Source organism: Kribbella sp. VKM Ac-2571 (assembly GCF_004362255.1).
GTDB classification, from domain to species: Bacteria; Actinomycetota; Actinomycetes; order Propionibacteriales; family Kribbellaceae; genus Kribbella; species Kribbella pratensis.
This window is the reverse complement of the sequence record NZ_SNWS01000012.1, coordinates 85,210-100,976: the sequence shown is the minus strand read 5'-3', so window position 1 is coordinate 100,976 and position 15,767 is coordinate 85,210. Positions and strand designations below refer to the sequence as shown.

The following is a 15,767-nucleotide window of genomic DNA, read 5'->3' as shown; positions in this document are numbered from 1 at the left end:
GGAGGAGATCAGACGTGGTGGGTGAAGACGACATCTCCGGGTGAGTCCCGAGGTGACAGGCCGCTGGCTCGTGCAGCCGTGGCCGTCTTGTCGTTCCATCATCCCGTCTCCCGCTGAGCGGCTGTTGCCTGCCCGGCGTCTCACCTCGAGGTCTTTCGCATGTCTGACGCCTTTGTCGTTGTGTCCAATCTGTCCTTCTCCTGGCCTGACGACACGCCTGTCTTCGACGGGCTGTCGTTCGCGATCGGTGCCGGGCGCACCGGTCTCGTCGCACCGAACGGCGCTGGCAAGAGCACGCTGCTCAAGCTGATCGCCGGCGAACTCAGCCCCACCGCGGGCAATGTCTCTATCGAAGGCGTGGTCGGCTATCTGCCGCAAACCTTGCCCCTGGCGGGCGATCTGACCGTCGCGGAGGTGCTGGGCGTCGCGCCGATCATCCAGGCGCTCAACGCGATCGAATCCGGCGACGTCGCGGAGGAACACTTCACCAGCGTCGGCGACGACTGGGACATCGAGGAGCGCACAATTGCCCAGCTCGATCGGCTCGGCCTCGGACATCTCGAGCTCGAGCGGAGTCTGAGTACGCTCAGCGGTGGCCAGGTCATCTCACTCGGCCTGGCGACCCAGTTGCTCAGGCGACCGGACGTCCTGCTCCTCGACGAACCGACCAACAACCTCGACTTAGTTGCCCGGCGCAAGCTGTACGACGTACTGGAGGACTGGACCGGCTGCCTGGTTCTGGTCAGCCACGACCGCGCGCTGCTCGACCGGACGGACCGCATCGCCGAGCTGGATCGCGGCGAGATCCACACCTACGGTGGCAACTTCACGGCGTACGAGGAAGCTGTGCAAGCAGCCCGCGAGGTCGCCGAGAAGAACGTGCGGAACGCCGAGCAGGAGGTCAAGCGGGAGAAGCGCGAACTCCAGCAGGCCCGAGAACGGGCCGCGCGGCGAGCCAGCAACGCGAGCAAGAACCTGGGCAACGCGGGTCTGCCGAAGATCTTCGCCGGGACGATGAAGCGCAACGCGCAGGAGTCGGCAGGTAAGGCGAACGAGACGCACACCGCGCGGGTCAACGATGCCAAGGCCCGGCTCGACGAGGCCGGCCGGGCGGTCCGGGACGAGCAGAAGATCGCACTTCAACTCCCCGCGACCAACGTGCCGGCAGGCCGCACGCTGTTCCACAGCGAGGGCGTTCGGGTCGAGCTGGGCGGCCGTGAGATCCTCGCCGGCGCCGACCTCACCATTCGCGGCCCGGAACGCATCGCCCTCATCGGTCCCAACGGCGCGGGGAAGTCCACCCTTCTCAGGCTGATCCACGGCGACCTCACGCCCTCGGCAGGCGAGATCAGACGAGCCGACGGCCGCGTCGCCTACCTTTCCCAACGCCTGGATCTGCTCGACCTCGACCGCACCATCGCCCAGAACCTGGCCGCCTTCGCCCCCGGCATGCCGCAAGCACAACAGATGAACCTCCTGGCCCGGTTCCTCTTCCGCGGCTCACGAATCCACCTACCGGTCGGTGTCCTGTCCGGCGGCGAGCGCCTTCGCGCGACCCTCGCCTGCGTCCTGTACGCCGAACCCGCGCCGCAGCTGCTTCTCCTGGATGAACCGACCAACAACCTCGACCTCCTCAGCGTGAGCCAGCTCGAAAGCGCCTTGAACGCCTACGAAGGTGCGTTCGTCGTCGTGAGCCATGACGAGCGCTTCCTCACCGAGATCAAGGTGTCCAGATGGCTCCGCATCGATGAACGGCGGTTGCTCGAGGCAAGCGCACAGGACGTTCCAGGCGCCGACAGCCGTGGCTGATCCAGCGGCGGACGGTCGCGGACCGGCCTTGATCGCTCGGGATCTGGTCCGCACGTGCGGCACTCGGCGAGTGCTCGACGGTGTATCGATGACCGCGTCACCCGGGCAGCGGATCGGTCTGATCGGGGAGAACGGTGCCGGCAAGTCCACGCTGTTGCGGTTGTTGGCCGGCGCGGACGATCCCGACGGCGGCGACGTCGTCCGGCCCGCGGATCTGGGGCTTCTCGAGCAGGAGTTGCCGTTCGGGGCCGAGCAGACGGTGGCCGACGTACTCGACGATGCTCTCCGGGATGCACGCGCCGATCTCGCCGCGCTCGATCGATTGACCGCGGCGCTCGCCGAGCGGCCCGACGACAACGAGCTGCTGACTCAGTACGGCGATCGACTGGAACGCGCCCACGATCGGCAGGCCTGGGATGCGGATCGCCGGGCCGCGATCGTTCTGGCGGGCCTTGGGTTGGGGGAGCTCCGGCACGATCGGCAACTGAAAACGCTGTCCGGTGGCCAGCGCGGACGCCTCGCGCTGGCGGCACTTCTCGTGCGCCGGCCCACCGCGTTGCTGCTGGACGAGCCGACCAACCACCTCGACGATGCGGCGGCCGGATTCGTCGAGGAGCACCTGCGCGAGCTACCGGGTGTTGTCGTGGTCGCAAGTCACGACCGGGCCTTCCTGGACGCGGTCTGCACGGATCTGATCGATCTCGATCCCTCGGTCGACGGACCGGTGCGCTACGGCGGCAACTACACGGACTACCAGGAGCAGAAGCAGGCCGACCGGGAACGGTGGCGACGCCGGTACGACGAGGAACAGACCGAGCTGGCCCACCTCCGGCTCGTCGTCGCGGAGACCGCGCATGATGTCGCGCCGGGCCGACTGAAGCGCGACAACGAGAAGATGGGGTACGGGCACACTGCTGGGCGGGTCCAGAACCAGATCTCGCGACGAGTCCGCAGCGCCGCGGTCCGGTTGGACGCGCTGGAACGGAACCAGATTCCCGAGCCGCCTGACCTTCTCCGCTTTCACGCGCCCCTCACGAGACGGGTCGTAGAGACGACCGAACCCCTCGTCTCCGTTCGCGACATCTACGTCCCAGGTCGGCTCACACTCAATCGTCTCGACCTGCAACCCGGCGACCGTCTGCTCGTCTCAGGTCCCAACGGCGCCGGCAAGTCCTCGCTTCTCGCGGTACTGGCGGGCCACCTGACGCCGTCCGGCCTCGTACGCCGGCGCGCCGGACTCACCATCGGGCTGCTCACCCAGGACACGGTGTTCAGCCACCCCGATCGCAGCGCACGGGAGACCTACAACCTGGCCCTCGGCCCGGAGCGGTCCGAGCTGGTTCCGCTCACCGGTTTGGGTCTCCTGGCGTCACGAGACCTGGACACAGCCGTGGGCCGCCTGTCGGTGGGCCAGCGCCGTCGCCTGGCGCTGGCGCTGTTGATCGCCGAGCCGCCTGAACTTCTCCTCCTCGACGAGCCCACGAACCATCTGTCCCCGAGCCTGGCCGACGAACTGGAGCAGGCACTGTCTACCAGTCCCGGTACGACGGTTCTGGCGACCCACGACCGCTGGCTCCGCACCCGCTGGCCTCACCAACAGTTGCGCCTGTGAGGTTGATCAGAGGTCCTGTCTCACGGCTTGATGAGAACGACCGTCTTGCCCTTGGCTCGCTCGGTGGAGTTGAGGGTGGCGACGGCGTCGTCGAGGGTCGTGGTCGTTCCGATGTTCGTGCGCAATCTTCCGTCTTGCACCCGCCGAGCGATCTCGGTCAGTTGGCCGCGGTCGGCCTCGACGACGAAGTCCACCGCCCGGCCGTCGGCCGGCCTGGCCTCGACCGGGCCGACGATCGATACCAGCGAACCGCCCGCCTTGATCATGGCCGCGGATCTCTTCTGGATGTCGCCGCCGATGACGTCGAACACCAGATCAACCGCGCCGACGTCCTCCAACGCGTCCTTCTCGAGATCGACGAACTCATGGGCGCCGAAATCGAGCGCCTTCGCACGGTCGGCGGCGCGACCGGTGCCGATGACGTGGGCGCCGGCCTCGCGAGCCAGCTGCGTCACCATCGTTCCGACCGCGCCGGCCGCACCGTGCGCGAGGACGCTCTGCCCTGACTTCAGGCGGCCGTGTTGGAACAGCCCTTGCCACGCGGTCAACCCCGAGATCGGAAGGCTCGCGCCGACCCTGACGTCGAGGTCGTCGGGCAGCGGAGCGAGGTTGCGGGCTTCGACCGCCACGTACTCCGCCAGCGAACCGTCGCGGTGCCAGTCAGCGATACCGAACACGCGCTCCCCGACGGACAATCCCGTCGTACCGTAGCCGAGGGAACTCACGACTCCGGCCAGCTCGTGCCCAGGGATCGAAGGTGCACGGTCGCGGCCGGCTCGGTCGGTCCAGGTCGACGGCCAGTCCAGCTCCGTCGAGATCCAGCCCGACGCATGAACTTGGACGACGACATCGTTGATGGCGGCCGCGGGCTCCGGACGCTCGGTCAGCGTCATCCCGGCTGTCCCTCCAGCCTGGTCCTGCACAACAATCGCCTTCATCAGGTGCCTCCTGTACTCGGTTGTAGCCTTCACCGCGATCAGACGAAAGTGAACAGCTCGTCCGTTTCGAACCGCGAGCTTGGGTTGCTCTACTGCTCCTCTGTCGGGGTAGCCGAGTGCGAGCAGGACCGTCGTGGCGTGTCCGGCCTCACGGACCTTGAACGCCTTGTCGACAGGGTCCCGGATCTGGCCACCAGGCATCGCCGTACCGCTCTGTTCCCCGGAGAATCCGTACTGATCCACGTCGCGGGACCGTCGTGAAATGGAAACCACAGCGGGCCAACCGCTCGTCTGGTGATCCGGCACGGCCACTGGCAGCCCGGCGGCGCACCACCCTCCTCGCTACGGGACGTAGACCAGGTAGGGGCGGAATCGAAATGCCGTTTCGCTGTCTTCGGAGACTGCGACGTCCAGTACGAGGTCGCTGCGACCTTCCTCGGCGGTCCAGAGGTCAACGAGGCACGCCCAGTGGTCTCCTTGCCACATCGCGACTGACGTGCTCCAAGTTGCCTCAGGCAGCCGGATCAAGGTCGATCCATAGCTCGCGACATTGTCGCGGCATCGGTTCGACACTTCCTCGGACATCGGCTCAACGTTGTCGATGCTCTCGCCGATGCGGGACTCTCCTCGAATGAGGGAATCGACGATCGCGGCGAGTGTCTCTTGCCAAACGTGCGGTACAGCAGTCTGGACTTCATCCTTCAGCGGCCCTACTTCCTCGACCATCCGAGAAGAGTAGTGCGCGGCGAGCCAGGCGACGCCAGCACGCCACCCACCGACTCGCTGGTCTGTCAGTGGGCTGAAGGGATCGGTCAATCGACCGGGTCGACCGCGAGTCCGATGTCGTCAGAGGAGGTGGGAGTCTTCGAAGGCTCGTTCCAGGGCCTGGGCGGCGGCGGGGTTTGCAGAGGGCGTGGATCCTGGAGCGTCAGCTGGGGGCGGTGCAGTCGAGGCGTACCTGGTCGGCGCCGATCAGGCCGAACTGCACCGCTTGCGGCGGCATGACGGTGTTGATCGTCCAGTCTGTCGCGGTCCGGGTGCGGTTCCCTGGCAAGGAGAGCAGGTGGTATCCCCGCGTGACCGCTTTGGCGGGGAGCCCGGACAGCGGGATCCCGAGCGGGTTGGCGGCCGACTGCCATCCGCCGAGATCGACCAGGAAACCGAGATCGTGGTGCTTGTACGGCTCGAGCTCGGCGCCTGCTAGCGAGGCCGCGACGTTGCGGGCGACCAGCTTGCCCTGGCGCTGGGCGTGCTGCGCGGTCATCCCGGTGACCGACCCGGGCTGGGTCACGTCGGGGACGGCGGCGCAGTCCCCGACGGCGAACACGTGCGAGCGGCCCTCTACGACAAGCGTCTCGTGAACCCGGAGCCGGCCGCGATCGGTGGGCAGTGCGAGCCCATCGACCAAGGGGTCCGGCCGTACGCCGACGCACCAGATGAGCGATCGGGTGGGGATTTCCTCGCCCTTGGTCATGCGCAGGCAGTCGGGTGCGGCGTACTCGACGGACTCGCCGGTGCGGACGTCGACGCCGCGCTTGCGTAGTACGCGTTCGGCGGTTGCTGACATCCGCGGGTGGAGTCCCGGCAGGAGTCGGTCAGCAAGGTCGGCCAGCACCCACCGCACCCGCTGGTTGCGCAGTGCGGGTAGTTGCTTGAGCAGCCGGCGGGTGAACAGCTGGCCTTGGGCGGCGACCTCGGTGCCGGTGTATCCGGCTCCGACCACGACGAAGGTGCATCGCGCGTCGCGTTGGTCGCGGTCGTTGGTCGCCGCCGCGAGTTCCAGCTGCCGGGTGATGTGGTCGCGCAGGAACAGCGCCTCGGAGATGCTCCGGAATCCGTGTGCGTACTCGGCGACGCCGGGAATCGGCAGCAGCCTGTTCACGCTGCCCGACGCCAGCACCAGCCGGTCGAACTCCGCCGTACTGCGTCGTCCTTCGGGGTCGACCCATTCGACGCCGTGGCCGTTGATGTCGATGGCCGTCACCATGCCGAGTTTGAGCTTCACGTTCGGCAGCCGGTCGGGCAGCGACACGCAGATCCGCCGCGGTTCCAGCACGCCGGCTGCGACCTCGGGCAGCAGCGGCAGGTACAGGAAGTAGTCGGTCGGATTGATCAGCATGATCTCGGCCTCAGGCGCGACCCGCTGCAACCCCCGCGCCGCGTGATACCCCGCAAACCCCGCACCCACGATTACCACTCGCGCACTGCTCATCAGCTGTCAGGGCCACCAACCGGTGATCCCCTCCTCCTCTCGTCCACTCGCGAACGACCAAACACCAGCCAAGCATGACTGATGACTTGGCGACGACACTTACGGTCTGCTTGCGCTAGTTCCGGTGAGACCCTCGCGGTCAGCCGGCGACGGGGTACCGACTGGTGATGGCGACGCGGTTGAAGGCGTTGATCACTGTGACCAGCCAGGCGACGGCCGAGATCTGGACCGGGTGAGGGCGGCCGCGGCGGCGTCGTAGTCAGCGTCGCTGACGTGTCCGTCCGACACGAGCGTGATCGCTTCGGTCAGACGCAGGGCGGCGCGGTCGGTCCCGGAGAAGTAGCCGGTCTCCTCCCAGGCGGGCAGCGTGTTCGTCATGATTCCTCCGATTCTTCGGTTGGCCCTACGGCCGAGGGGTTTCCGGGAAATGGTGCCTAGAGCAACGTCGAGTGACTGGTCGGTTGTCAATCTTGAGCTCGGCACGTGGCGGCTCAGGTCGGCCAGGGGGCTGACCGGATGCGGTCGACCACGCTGAGCCGACGGAAGCCCGGTACGAATTCCGCCAGCACGTCGGCGTTCATCGTGCCGAAGGTGGTGTCCGGCCGGTCCTTCAGTGCGTCGACGAACGTCTGCAGGAACTCCTGCTTGAAATCCCCGCGCGGATCGGCCGCCGTCACCGCCGCCACGTCCGCCGGTTCCAGTTGGTCGAGACCGAAGCCGATCGCGTCGGTCAGTACGCCGTACGTCGTGACGGCGATCTCCGGCCCCATCCGGCTGGGGACCCCCGGCGTCGTGTGCAGCGCGATGGCCGTCCACACCACATCCGCCGCGCCCTTGCTGAATCCGCGCTCCAGCAGGAACTGGCGCGCGTGATCCGCGCCGTCCAGCTCGAACCGCTGCTCGGTATCGGAGAACGGCGTCAGCAGGCCGGCGTCGTGAAAGAGGGCGGAGAGGTAGACCAGCTCCGGATCCGGCTCCAGCCCCAGCAGCCGGGCGTGCAGCATTCCGAAGACGAAGACCCGCCGGGAGTGGTGATAGATGAGCGAGCTGGAGTGCTCGCGGACCCACTGTGCGGCTTCGGCGGCCGCTGGTGTCTCGGGGATGCGCACTGCTGCGATGATCTCGGTCATGGACCTTGCACTTTCCGGCGTCGTTGCGGCGAACGGTTCGCCCGGTCTCCACAGTCACGCACTCCCCGTCTCGCGCGCCGCCTCGGTACGGCCATGAACCACCCGCATCCGGACACGCCTGCCGCCCAGGCGTCGTCCAGCCCGCACCAGGTGGCGATCCTCGTGTACGACGGCGTCAAGTTGCTCGATGTCGCGGGTCCGGCCGACGTGTTCGCCGAAGCCAATCGGCTGGGCGCCGAGTACCAGGTGGTACTGGTGTCGCCGACTGGTCAGCCCGTCACCTCGTCGATCGGCATCCGCATGGATGTCGACGGCGACACCGGCGCGGCGCCGGCTGCCGACACGTTCCTGGTCGCCGGTGGCGATGTCTACCCCCGAACCGCGATCGACCGCGACGTGGTCGAGGCGGCCCGGGCACTGGCTGCACGTGCGGGCCGGGTGGGATCGATCTGCACCGGCGCGTTCGTGCTGGGCGCGGCCGGACTGCTCGACGGCAAGCGGGCCACGACGCACTGGAAGGTGGCCCACGAACTCGCCAACCGGCATCCCTCGACGACGGTCGAGCCCGACTCGATCTACGTCCGCGACGGTACGACGTACACGTCGGCGGGTGTGAGTGCCGGCATCGACCTGGCGCTGGCACTCGTCGAGGAGGACCAGGGGCCGGAGCTGACCCGGAACGCGGCCCGTCACCTCGTCGTGTACCTGCAGCGCTCGGGCGGTCAGTCGCAGTTCTCCGTCCCTCTGCAGGGCCCGCCGCCGAGGACGCCGGCGCTGCGCACGATCGTCGATCTGGTGACGGCCGATCCCTCCGGCGACTACTCCCTCGCCGAACTCGCTCGGCACCTCAACGTGAGCCCGCGGCACCTCACCCGGCTCTTCCACGACGAACTGGCCACCACGCCGACGCGGTACGTGGAGCTGATCCGGTTCGACCTGGCCAAGGCGTTGCTCGACCAGGGCCACACGGCAACGCAGGCGGCTGCGCGCGCCGGCTTCCCGAGCTACGAGAGTCTGCGTCGAGTCTTCGCCCGCGAGTTGGCGATCTCGCCGGCCGCGTACCAGCGCCGGTTCAGCACGGCGCGCCGCGGCTCGAGCTAGCCGCTCGGCGACCAACGGAGGTCAGGCGCTGAGGTCGGCGTACGGCGCGAGGTCTTTGAGCAGTGCGGCCTTGGGCTTGGCGCCGACGATGGACTTGACCAGTTCGCCGCGCACGTAGACGTTGACGGTCGGGATGCTGATGACGCCGTACATGCCGGGGACAGCGGGGTTCTCGTCGCTGTTCATCTTCAGGAAGGTGATCTTGTCGCCGTGCTCGCCGGCGAGCGCCTCGAGGATCGGGGTGACTTGCTTGCAGGGGCCGCACCATTCGGCCCAGAAGTCGACGACGACGGGCAGTTCCTCAGTTTCGGGTCAGGCCGGAGATGGGTTCGGTGGAGATCGCTTGGTACTCAAGTGCGGAAAGGAAGCGCTCGGCGTCGAGGGCGGCGGCGCAGCCGGTGCCGGCGGCCCTGATGGCCTGCCGGTAGCGGTGATCGCCGCCATTTCGTCCACTCCAAGGTCATGCCCCGCGAACGCAACGCCTTCACCCAGTACTACGGATCACGCACGCCCGACTCCTCGGTGCTGACAGTCGATTTCAATGGCGTGGATCGGGGCACATGGTCGTCAGGTGGTTACCGGACGCGTACGGAATGGTGCCACCAGGTCGGGCAGGTTGAGGCAACAGTCCTGCCCGACCGCGCGTCGCCTTCCGCAGCCACGACGTACACGCGAAGGCGTCCGGCATCGGGCACAACAGGGTAAACGCAGCCGCAGTGTCGCCGATCGTGGTGCGGCCCCCGACCGGTAGGGGTGCGGATGGTCGGGGGCCGCGGGTAGTACGCAATACTCGGCGCTGCGCTTCTGAACACCGAATGCGGCATGTTCTCGAGGTGCCCACATCGACATTTTATAATCCACAACCGGGTCGAACTCGGGGCCAACGGGCGCGTTTATCGACAGGGAAACACCGCACGGTCAGAAATGCGGTAACTCGAGTTTCGAAATTCGCGTTCGCGCGAGATAATCAACTGGTCGGCCATGTCCAGGACGCCGCGGATCCAGCACCAATCTGCGGAGCACAAGTCGGGTCTATTGACTGATTACAGCATGCGATCGGGCATCATCTTCATGGGCCGGGCGCTGACGTGGGGTAGCGCTCGTACCCGGCCATCGCAATTGCACTCTTCGGCTTGCAAAGGAGCCGCAGTCAGGGCCGGCGTGCCGGGTAGGCTTCGCCGATGCCTCGGTACGGCGCGGCGGTTTGACCCCATGCGGCATGTACGGCGGATTGTCTCGGATCGCCCTTGCCCTCAAGGCGCCGTCATCGTGCGGCGACCGCACCGATGGTCAGTCGAGTTCGGGGTCGGGCGGCAGTGGTTTGTCCGGCTCCGCGTCCGGTGTGGTCGGCGGGTCGGAACTCGGCTGAGGGTCGATGAGCGGGCTGGCCGGATCCAGATCGGGTTGCCGCTGCGGGTCAGCGAAAGGTGTGGTTTCATCTGGCGGCGGTATCGGGTTGCTCGGGGTGGTGGTCATCTCGCCTCCCGTCATCGCGGCCGACTCGAAACGGTCGGCATCTTCGAAGACAGTAAGGCAGGTACCCAACGATCTCTCCTGCTATTCGGTTGCCTGGTCGTGCGAGGACCGGAGCGGCGGAGCAGAGTGGAGATATGGTGTGCTTAACGCCACGTAATACGTCTCTCGCTGGAGCCGATTCAACTTTGAGATCGCGGATACCGGACTTGTGTTGCGTCTCCGGTCGATCTCAGCTCGCACAGCTTCCGGCAGGGAACGTCACCTTGCCGTCGTCGAACCGCATGTGGGTGAGCCATCCAGGGCCGAGGGCGCGTGCCACGCCATGGCTGGTAGTCGGTTGGCATAGCCCGCCTGAACATGGTGGGCAGTTGCTTGCCGCGTTCTCGCAGGTTGGTTCCTGGTCTCAGTCATCCCATTGAGGCAGTTCCCGGGTGGCGGCCAGTTTTCGTGCGACCTCGCCGAGTTTCGTGTTCTGCGATTGGGAGTAGCGTCGCAAGACCGAGAAGGCCTGGCCGGCGTCGAGGTCGTAGCGCTCCATCAGGATGCCCTGAGCTTGTCCGATCACGGTGCGGCCATCGACGGCTTGCTGGAGAGTATCGAGCCGGTGAGCGGTGTCCAGCGCGATCGAGGCGTGCTGTCCCAGGATCTGCGCCACAGCAATGTCGTCGTCAGTGAACCGTTCGGTTGTGTCGGCGTAGAGGTTCAGCGCACCGACTTTCGAATCGTCGGTCGCCAGTCTGATGCTCAGTACGCTGCCGACCCCGAGTTTGCTTACTTCGTGGCACCACCGGGGCCAGCGTTGCTCGGAGCTGGTGTCTGGGATGAGGAACGTCTCGCCGGCCTCGATCGCCGACAGGCACGGCCCTTCGTCGAGTTCCAGTTGCAACTGGTCGGCTCGGTCAACCTTCGGCCCCGTCGTGGCGGCGATCTCCACCCGACGTCCACCGTGCACGAGCATCACGCCGGCATGATCGGCACCCACTGAGGCCAAAGCGAACTCGGCGACTGCTTGCACCGTGTGCCTGGTGTCTGGCTGCTTGTGCAGCTCTTGCGCGATGCGAGTGAACGTCTCGGCGGACGTCTCATCCATTCGGCCCCTCCTTGAACACCGCCCGGCGGGAGCCGGTGTCACCATCATGCACTGCGAATCCTGTCCCGGCGGTCCACCTGTCCCGAGATCCGGGGTGTTCGCCTCGAGGGCTGACGCTCCGTCATCGCGACGATCCTTTGAGCACACATGTAGTCGTCAGGTAGGCATCAGTTTCGGGGCATCGGCATCGGCCGAGTACGACGCCGGAGGGCTACTTCCAGTACCGGCTCCAGGCGGCGCTCTTTGCCTGCCCGAGTGCGTTGATGACGTCTTGATGTGTTTCGGCGTTCTCGCTGACACCGAGTGCCAGTCCGATGTCGCGCCATGAGGCGCCTGTCGCGAGGGCTTCTCGGACAGCTTCGCCGAGCGCCTTGTCGAGCGCGATCGACGCTCGGCAGCATTCGTGGACCGCCTGGAGCGGATCGCGTTGCCAGCTGCCGGGGTGCCTGAGCCGTAGGCCTGCACCGTGTCCGGAGATCCGTAACTGGGGAGTTCGCGTCAGCATCGCTTCCACCTCGCTGGTTTGGTGACCTTCTTCGAGCTTAGGACTCGGGAGCGCGGTGTGGCTGGGCTCGTTCGGGTAGCTATAGGCGGTGGCGGCGCGGAGGATGGGCGTATGACTGTTGCGCCGGACAGTGTCCAGCAACCGACACCGGTGTGCTGGTGTTGTGCCCGTGAGTTCGATGATCGAGACCTGGTGCGGTTGGGTGCCCACCCCGAGGTCGGTGTCTGTCTGGGGTGCGCCCGGTTCCTGCAACGCAGGGCCGACGAGCGGGAAGATCAGCTGCGTCCGTCGCGCGGGACGCGGCTGCGGGGAATGGTGCGCTCGGCGCGGGAGTGGGTGATCGGCCACCGTTGGCACGAGGTTTCGGTGATCGGTGGCGTGTTGCGGCGGATCGACCGGTGGCTGCCGTAGCCCGGTCAGGCTGTGGTGAGCAGGTGCCCGAAGAGGCGGTTGCCAAGTTCCTCGGCTTCGGCCTGGTTGAGGATCTGGCCTGGCACCTGCGGGTGTTCGGTGGTCCAGGCTTGGGCGGCCGCGTTGCAGGCGAAGAAGTTGAGGTAGTCGCAGCAGCAGTCGGCCGACGGCCCGCCCCCTGCGTGGGCGCCGACGAACACCACCGCACCGACCGGTTCCCAGACGGCTCGGCCGGCGGTTGTGGTGACGGTGACTTGGTCGCCGGTGGTGACGTCGAAGGACTCGATCCGGGTGTCTTGGTCGAGCATGGCAGCGATGCCGAGTGCGTCGATCGCGCACATCGCGTAGATGTCGACCCGGTCATCGATGCGGACCCGGTGGCGGGTCGGCGTCGCGGAGAACGGGTAGGCCAGCGCGATGTCACCGTTCGCAGCGAGCTGGATCGCGTCGACGTCGTGCAGCGCGGTGAGGATCTCGGTGGTCCCGCGGCCGCTGTCGGCGGTGAGGGCGTCGAGGTCTCCCGGTGTGGGCGGGCGCCCGGTGGTGGCGAAGGCGCGCAGGATCGCCTGCTGCACCGCTTTCTCGGTGGGGTCCAGCGGCAGGGCGCGGGTCCGCCACGCGCTCAGCACCTCCCCGGGGGCAGTGGTGTCGTGAGGCTGGCCGGCTGCCCCGATCGCCGCACGTAACTGCTCGACTGACGGCGCCGGCACGATGCGCCCGTCGCGGTCGCGGTAGAGGCGACACGAAACCCCACAGCCGCAGCCGCAGTCGTCGCCGGCGGCAAACGGGTCGACCCCGTCGATCAGCAGGGTGGGGGAGCCGGCCATGCCGAACTCAGCAGCGTTGGCGTCGGTTTCGATCAACCGGGTGGTCACGGGCAGGTCGCTGGCCTCGGTCAGCCGTTGCAGCATCGGGGCCAGGTTCGGGCAGTCCGGGACGTGGAGGACTTCGAGCTTCACGATGTCTCCTGGCTGTCGTCGATCGCGTCGATCGCGTCGATCGCGTCGATCGCGCCGAGCAGCGCGCAGTTGCGGTCGGCGCGGGGCAGGTCGCAGGTCGCGACGAGGTCAGCGAGCGAGTCGTGCATCCGTTGCAGGTCCTGGATCCGGCGCTCCAGGTCGGCGCGGCGGTGCTCGGCCAGCGCCCGGGCTGCGTCGCAGCTGTCCGGGCCGCCGGTGTCCAGGTGCAGCAGTTCCTCGACCTCGTCGAGGGTGAAGCCGAGTTCCTGGGCTCGTTTGATGAACCGCAGCAACTCCACCGCCGTGGGCGGGTAGTCGCGGTAGCCGCCCGGAGTCCGAGGCGGCTGGGTCAGCAGACCGCGGCGCTCGTAGTAGCGCAGCGTCTCGGTGTTCACACCAGCCTGGCCGGCCAGCTCGCTGGTTCGCATAACCCCATCCTCAACCCTGGACCTAACTACAGAGTCAAGTCCCGGAGCCGAGACCACTGTCTGCGACAAACGCAGCGCCAAGCGTGGACGCGTAGCGTCCACAACGGGCTCCGTTGCTGAACTGGGACGCGAGTGCGGGTGCCCCAGGGCGGTGCATCGGCGCGAAACTGTGGCCATGGGCAACTTGTCGCCCGACTTGACCGGGCCGGTCGCGCTGGAACTCGCCAAGGCGGTCGAGCAGTTGCCTGGCGAGCACGCGATGCCGGGCGGAGCGCGCTTTGAGCTGATGTGGGACGGGTTCAGGGTGGGCGCGGTGTGTGTCGCCGGTCAGGTGCGTCTGTGGTCGCGCAACGGCAAGGACTTCACCGCGAAGTTCCCCGACATCCAGGCCGCGCTCGCCGCGCAGGTCGACGTCGACTGCGTGCTGGACGGCGAGCTGGTGGTGTTGGCCGGGGAGCGGATGGACTTCGACGCGCTGCAGCACCGGATGGTGAACACTGCCGCGACGGTGCGGCGCGGCCTGGCGCCCGCGCAGCCTGCCTCGCTGATGGTGTTCGACCTGCTCGCGGTCGGCAGCGTCGATGTCCGTCCGATGCGCTGGACGGCTGGCCGAGCCCGCCTGGAAACGCTCGCGGCGGCGTGGCGGCCCTATCCGGATTAGGCAGTTTGTAGTGCCTCCGGTTGCGGCACCGTGCGGTTGTCGTTCCGCGGTCTCCGGTCAGTTCGTTCTGTCGGGAGTGTTGCTATTTGGGGTGCGCGAGGCACCAGTCGATGGCGGTGTCGTGTCCGGATCTGTCGGTGTTCCAGTCTGGATCTATTCGCTGGTCGGGGAAGACGGCGGCGGTATTGGCGTCGGAGAAGCGGTAGTGCCGGGTTGCGCAGTGCGCACGCAGGCCCGATCGGGGGAGATCGAAGGTGCCGAGTTCCTGGTAGCCGACGGGCCGGGCGCCGGTGGGCTCGCCGACAAGGATGGCTTCGGTTTCGCGGCGGAAGTCGGTGGCGGTGACCATCGCGGCGGAGTAGGTGTTCCTGCCGATCAGTACGTACAGACCGCCGGGTCGGTTGATGGTCGGCAGCCTCCAGATCGGGTAGATGAGGTTGTGGCGGGCGAGGGTGTAGTCGCCGCCGCCGTTGTCGCGAAGGTCGAGAATCAGTCGGGCTGGTGCGGCGTCTTGCAGGTGCGCAATCAGTTGTCCAGCAGCCCGTTCGAGGCCGTCGTAGCGGCGGAAGTTCGCGTACGTCGCGCCTGTTGTGGGAAGTTCGGTGTAGGCGAGCGGCTCGTCGGGGTTCCGCATCCGGAGCGGGGCGTCCGGCGACGGCGGCGGCCATGACGGTGCTGTCCCAGGTGATAGGGATGCCACCTCGGCTGTGAAAGACGCGTCGTCCTGGCCGACGAAGCTGAACTCGCCGGCGGTGGTGTCGGGCAGGCAGTTGAGGGCAGCGAGCACGTCGGCGCGGGTGAGTCGATCCGCGCTGCGGGCCCGCTCGTGCCAGGCGTTCTCGCCCTGTGGAATGAGTGGCTGGAGTCGCCGGTCTATCTCCTCGACGGCGATGCCACCGATCGCAACCAGTTGGGCACCGAGCACTCGAGGGTTGTCAGTGAGCGCCTTCACTACGCGCAACTGGTCGCCGTACCAGAACAATTCCAGCGGAAAGCGTCGGTAGTGGTCGTCGGTCTCGACGCTGGTGTGGCCGTCGCCGATCATTGCTGCGACCTCGTCGAAGCCGACCAGGATTGCGGTGCCGGGCAGATCTGGAATGCGATCGTGCAGGCGAGCCACTGTGGCGTCGAACTGTTCCGGTGAGATCGTGTGGAAAGGGTTGCGGTGCCGCTCGAGGAGGCCGCTGGCGAGGGCGTCGAGGTCTGCGTGCCAGTCGTCCGGCTCCATGAGCCGCAACCTCTCGGCAGCGGTCGGTCCCTGTCGATCGTCGGCTGCTGTTGCGGCGAACATTCCGGGCGGTCTGCTCGGGTCCTTCGTCGTGTCTGCCATCTGTCCTCCAACCTCTACTGAGTGGCTTCCGGACGCATTGAGTGCCGCATCGGCAGGTCGGCTCCAGCCCCGGCTCTACCTCCCTGGCATCCTCACCGGAATGCA

At 67.2% G+C, this 15,767-nt stretch carries 17 protein-coding genes and 1 pseudogene; 5 read left to right on the top strand and 13 right to left on the bottom strand.

Features of this window, described 5'->3' with window-relative positions; genetic code table 11:
• Nucleotides 1-159 precede the first annotated feature (159 nt).
• Both abc-f and EV651_RS43130 read left to right on the top strand, forming a co-directional pair.
• Nucleotides 160-1,809, top strand: a complete 1,650-nt coding sequence (abc-f, locus tag EV651_RS25430) for a ribosomal protection-like ABC-F family protein (RefSeq protein ID WP_133787761.1) — start codon at nt 160-162, stop codon at nt 1,807-1,809.
• Entirely contained in the window at nt 1,802-3,421 is a 1,620-nt protein-coding gene (locus EV651_RS43130) for an ABC-F family ATP-binding cassette domain-containing protein (protein ID WP_305000129.1), read from the top strand. The genes abc-f and EV651_RS43130 overlap by 8 nt, the downstream gene beginning before the upstream one ends.
• 20 nt (nt 3,422-3,441) lie before the next feature.
• On the opposite strand, the gene EV651_RS25420 is transcribed toward EV651_RS43130, so the two are convergent.
• The 5 genes from EV651_RS25420 to EV651_RS25400 form a co-directional block, all read right to left on the bottom strand.
• Nucleotides 3,442-4,602: an NADP-dependent oxidoreductase gene (locus EV651_RS25420; protein ID WP_238157182.1), complete on the bottom strand. Its 1,161-nt coding sequence runs from the start codon at nt 4,600-4,602 to the stop codon at nt 3,442-3,444.
• A 99-nt stretch (nt 4,603-4,701) separates the two neighbouring features.
• Entirely contained in the window at nt 4,702-5,085 is a 384-nt protein-coding gene (locus EV651_RS25415) for a hypothetical protein (RefSeq protein WP_133787759.1), read from the bottom strand.
• A 202-nt stretch (nt 5,086-5,287) separates the two neighbouring features.
• Entirely contained in the window at nt 5,288-6,556 is a 1,269-nt protein-coding gene (locus EV651_RS25410; RefSeq protein ID WP_238157181.1) for an NAD(P)/FAD-dependent oxidoreductase, read from the bottom strand.
• A 207-nt stretch (nt 6,557-6,763) separates the two neighbouring features.
• A complete protein-coding gene (locus tag EV651_RS25405) occupies nt 6,764-6,949 on the bottom strand; it encodes a hypothetical protein (protein ID WP_202870502.1) in 186 nt (61 codons plus the stop codon).
• A gap of 113 nt (nt 6,950-7,062) precedes the next feature.
• Complete coding sequence (locus EV651_RS25400) at nt 7,063-7,701, bottom strand: HD domain-containing protein (RefSeq protein ID WP_133787757.1); 639 nt, start codon at nt 7,699-7,701, stop codon at nt 7,063-7,065.
• 93 nt (nt 7,702-7,794) lie between these two features.
• Here EV651_RS25400 and EV651_RS25395 point away from each other — a divergent pair, with 93 nt between their 5' ends.
• Nucleotides 7,795-8,802 (top strand): GlxA family transcriptional regulator, encoded by a 1,008-nt coding sequence (locus EV651_RS25395; RefSeq protein ID WP_133787756.1) that lies wholly within the window; start codon nt 7,795-7,797, stop codon nt 8,800-8,802.
• Between the two features lie 21 nt (nt 8,803-8,823).
• Here EV651_RS25395 and trxA read toward each other — a convergent pair whose 3' ends face one another.
• The 5 genes and pseudogenes from trxA to EV651_RS25370 form a co-directional block, all read right to left on the bottom strand.
• Nucleotides 8,824-9,099 carry a thioredoxin gene (gene trxA, locus EV651_RS25390; protein ID WP_133787755.1) on the bottom strand — a complete coding sequence of 92 codons (276 nt, stop codon included), beginning with the start codon at nt 9,097-9,099 and terminating at the stop codon, nt 8,824-8,826.
• A gap of 4 nt (nt 9,100-9,103) precedes the next feature.
• Nucleotides 9,104-9,238: pseudogene (locus EV651_RS42570) on the bottom strand (thioredoxin-disulfide reductase); the annotation flags it as partial.
• Nucleotides 9,239-10,092: 854 nt separating this feature from the next.
• A complete protein-coding gene (locus EV651_RS25380) occupies nt 10,093-10,278 on the bottom strand; it encodes a hypothetical protein (RefSeq protein WP_133787754.1) in 186 nt (61 codons plus the stop codon).
• 403 nt (nt 10,279-10,681) lie between these two features.
• A complete protein-coding gene (locus EV651_RS25375) occupies nt 10,682-11,368 on the bottom strand; it encodes a GAF and ANTAR domain-containing protein (protein ID WP_133787753.1) in 687 nt (228 codons plus the stop codon).
• Nucleotides 11,369-11,579: 211 nt separating this feature from the next.
• Complete coding sequence (locus EV651_RS25370; protein ID WP_133787752.1) at nt 11,580-11,873, bottom strand: hypothetical protein; 294 nt, start codon at nt 11,871-11,873, stop codon at nt 11,580-11,582.
• 111 nt (nt 11,874-11,984) lie between these two features.
• Here EV651_RS25370 and EV651_RS25365 point away from each other — a divergent pair, with 111 nt between their 5' ends.
• A complete protein-coding gene (locus EV651_RS25365; RefSeq protein ID WP_133787751.1) occupies nt 11,985-12,284 on the top strand; it encodes a hypothetical protein in 300 nt (99 codons plus the stop codon).
• 5 nt (nt 12,285-12,289) lie between these two features.
• On the opposite strand, the gene EV651_RS25360 is transcribed toward EV651_RS25365, so the two are convergent.
• The gene (locus EV651_RS25360) at nt 12,290-13,243 is read right to left on the bottom strand and encodes an alkylmercury lyase family protein (protein WP_133787750.1); all 954 of its coding nucleotides are present in this window, start codon (nt 13,241-13,243) and stop codon (nt 12,290-12,292) included.
• Nucleotides 13,240-13,671, bottom strand: a complete 432-nt coding sequence (locus tag EV651_RS25355) for a MerR family transcriptional regulator (RefSeq protein WP_133787749.1) — start codon at nt 13,669-13,671, stop codon at nt 13,240-13,242. The genes EV651_RS25360 and EV651_RS25355 overlap by 4 nt, the downstream gene beginning before the upstream one ends.
• Before the next feature lie 175 nt (nt 13,672-13,846).
• On the opposite strand from EV651_RS25355, the gene EV651_RS25350 reads away from it, so the two are divergent.
• On the top strand, nt 13,847-14,332 hold the full coding sequence (locus tag EV651_RS25350) for a hypothetical protein (protein ID WP_133787748.1): 486 nt from the start codon (nt 13,847-13,849) through the stop codon (nt 14,330-14,332).
• 82 nt (nt 14,333-14,414) lie between these two features.
• Here EV651_RS25350 and EV651_RS25345 read toward each other — a convergent pair whose 3' ends face one another.
• Nucleotides 14,415-15,662 carry a hypothetical protein gene (locus tag EV651_RS25345; RefSeq protein ID WP_133787747.1) on the bottom strand — a complete coding sequence of 416 codons (1,248 nt, stop codon included), beginning with the start codon at nt 15,660-15,662 and terminating at the stop codon, nt 14,415-14,417.
• Between the last annotated feature and the right edge of the window lie 105 nt (nt 15,663-15,767).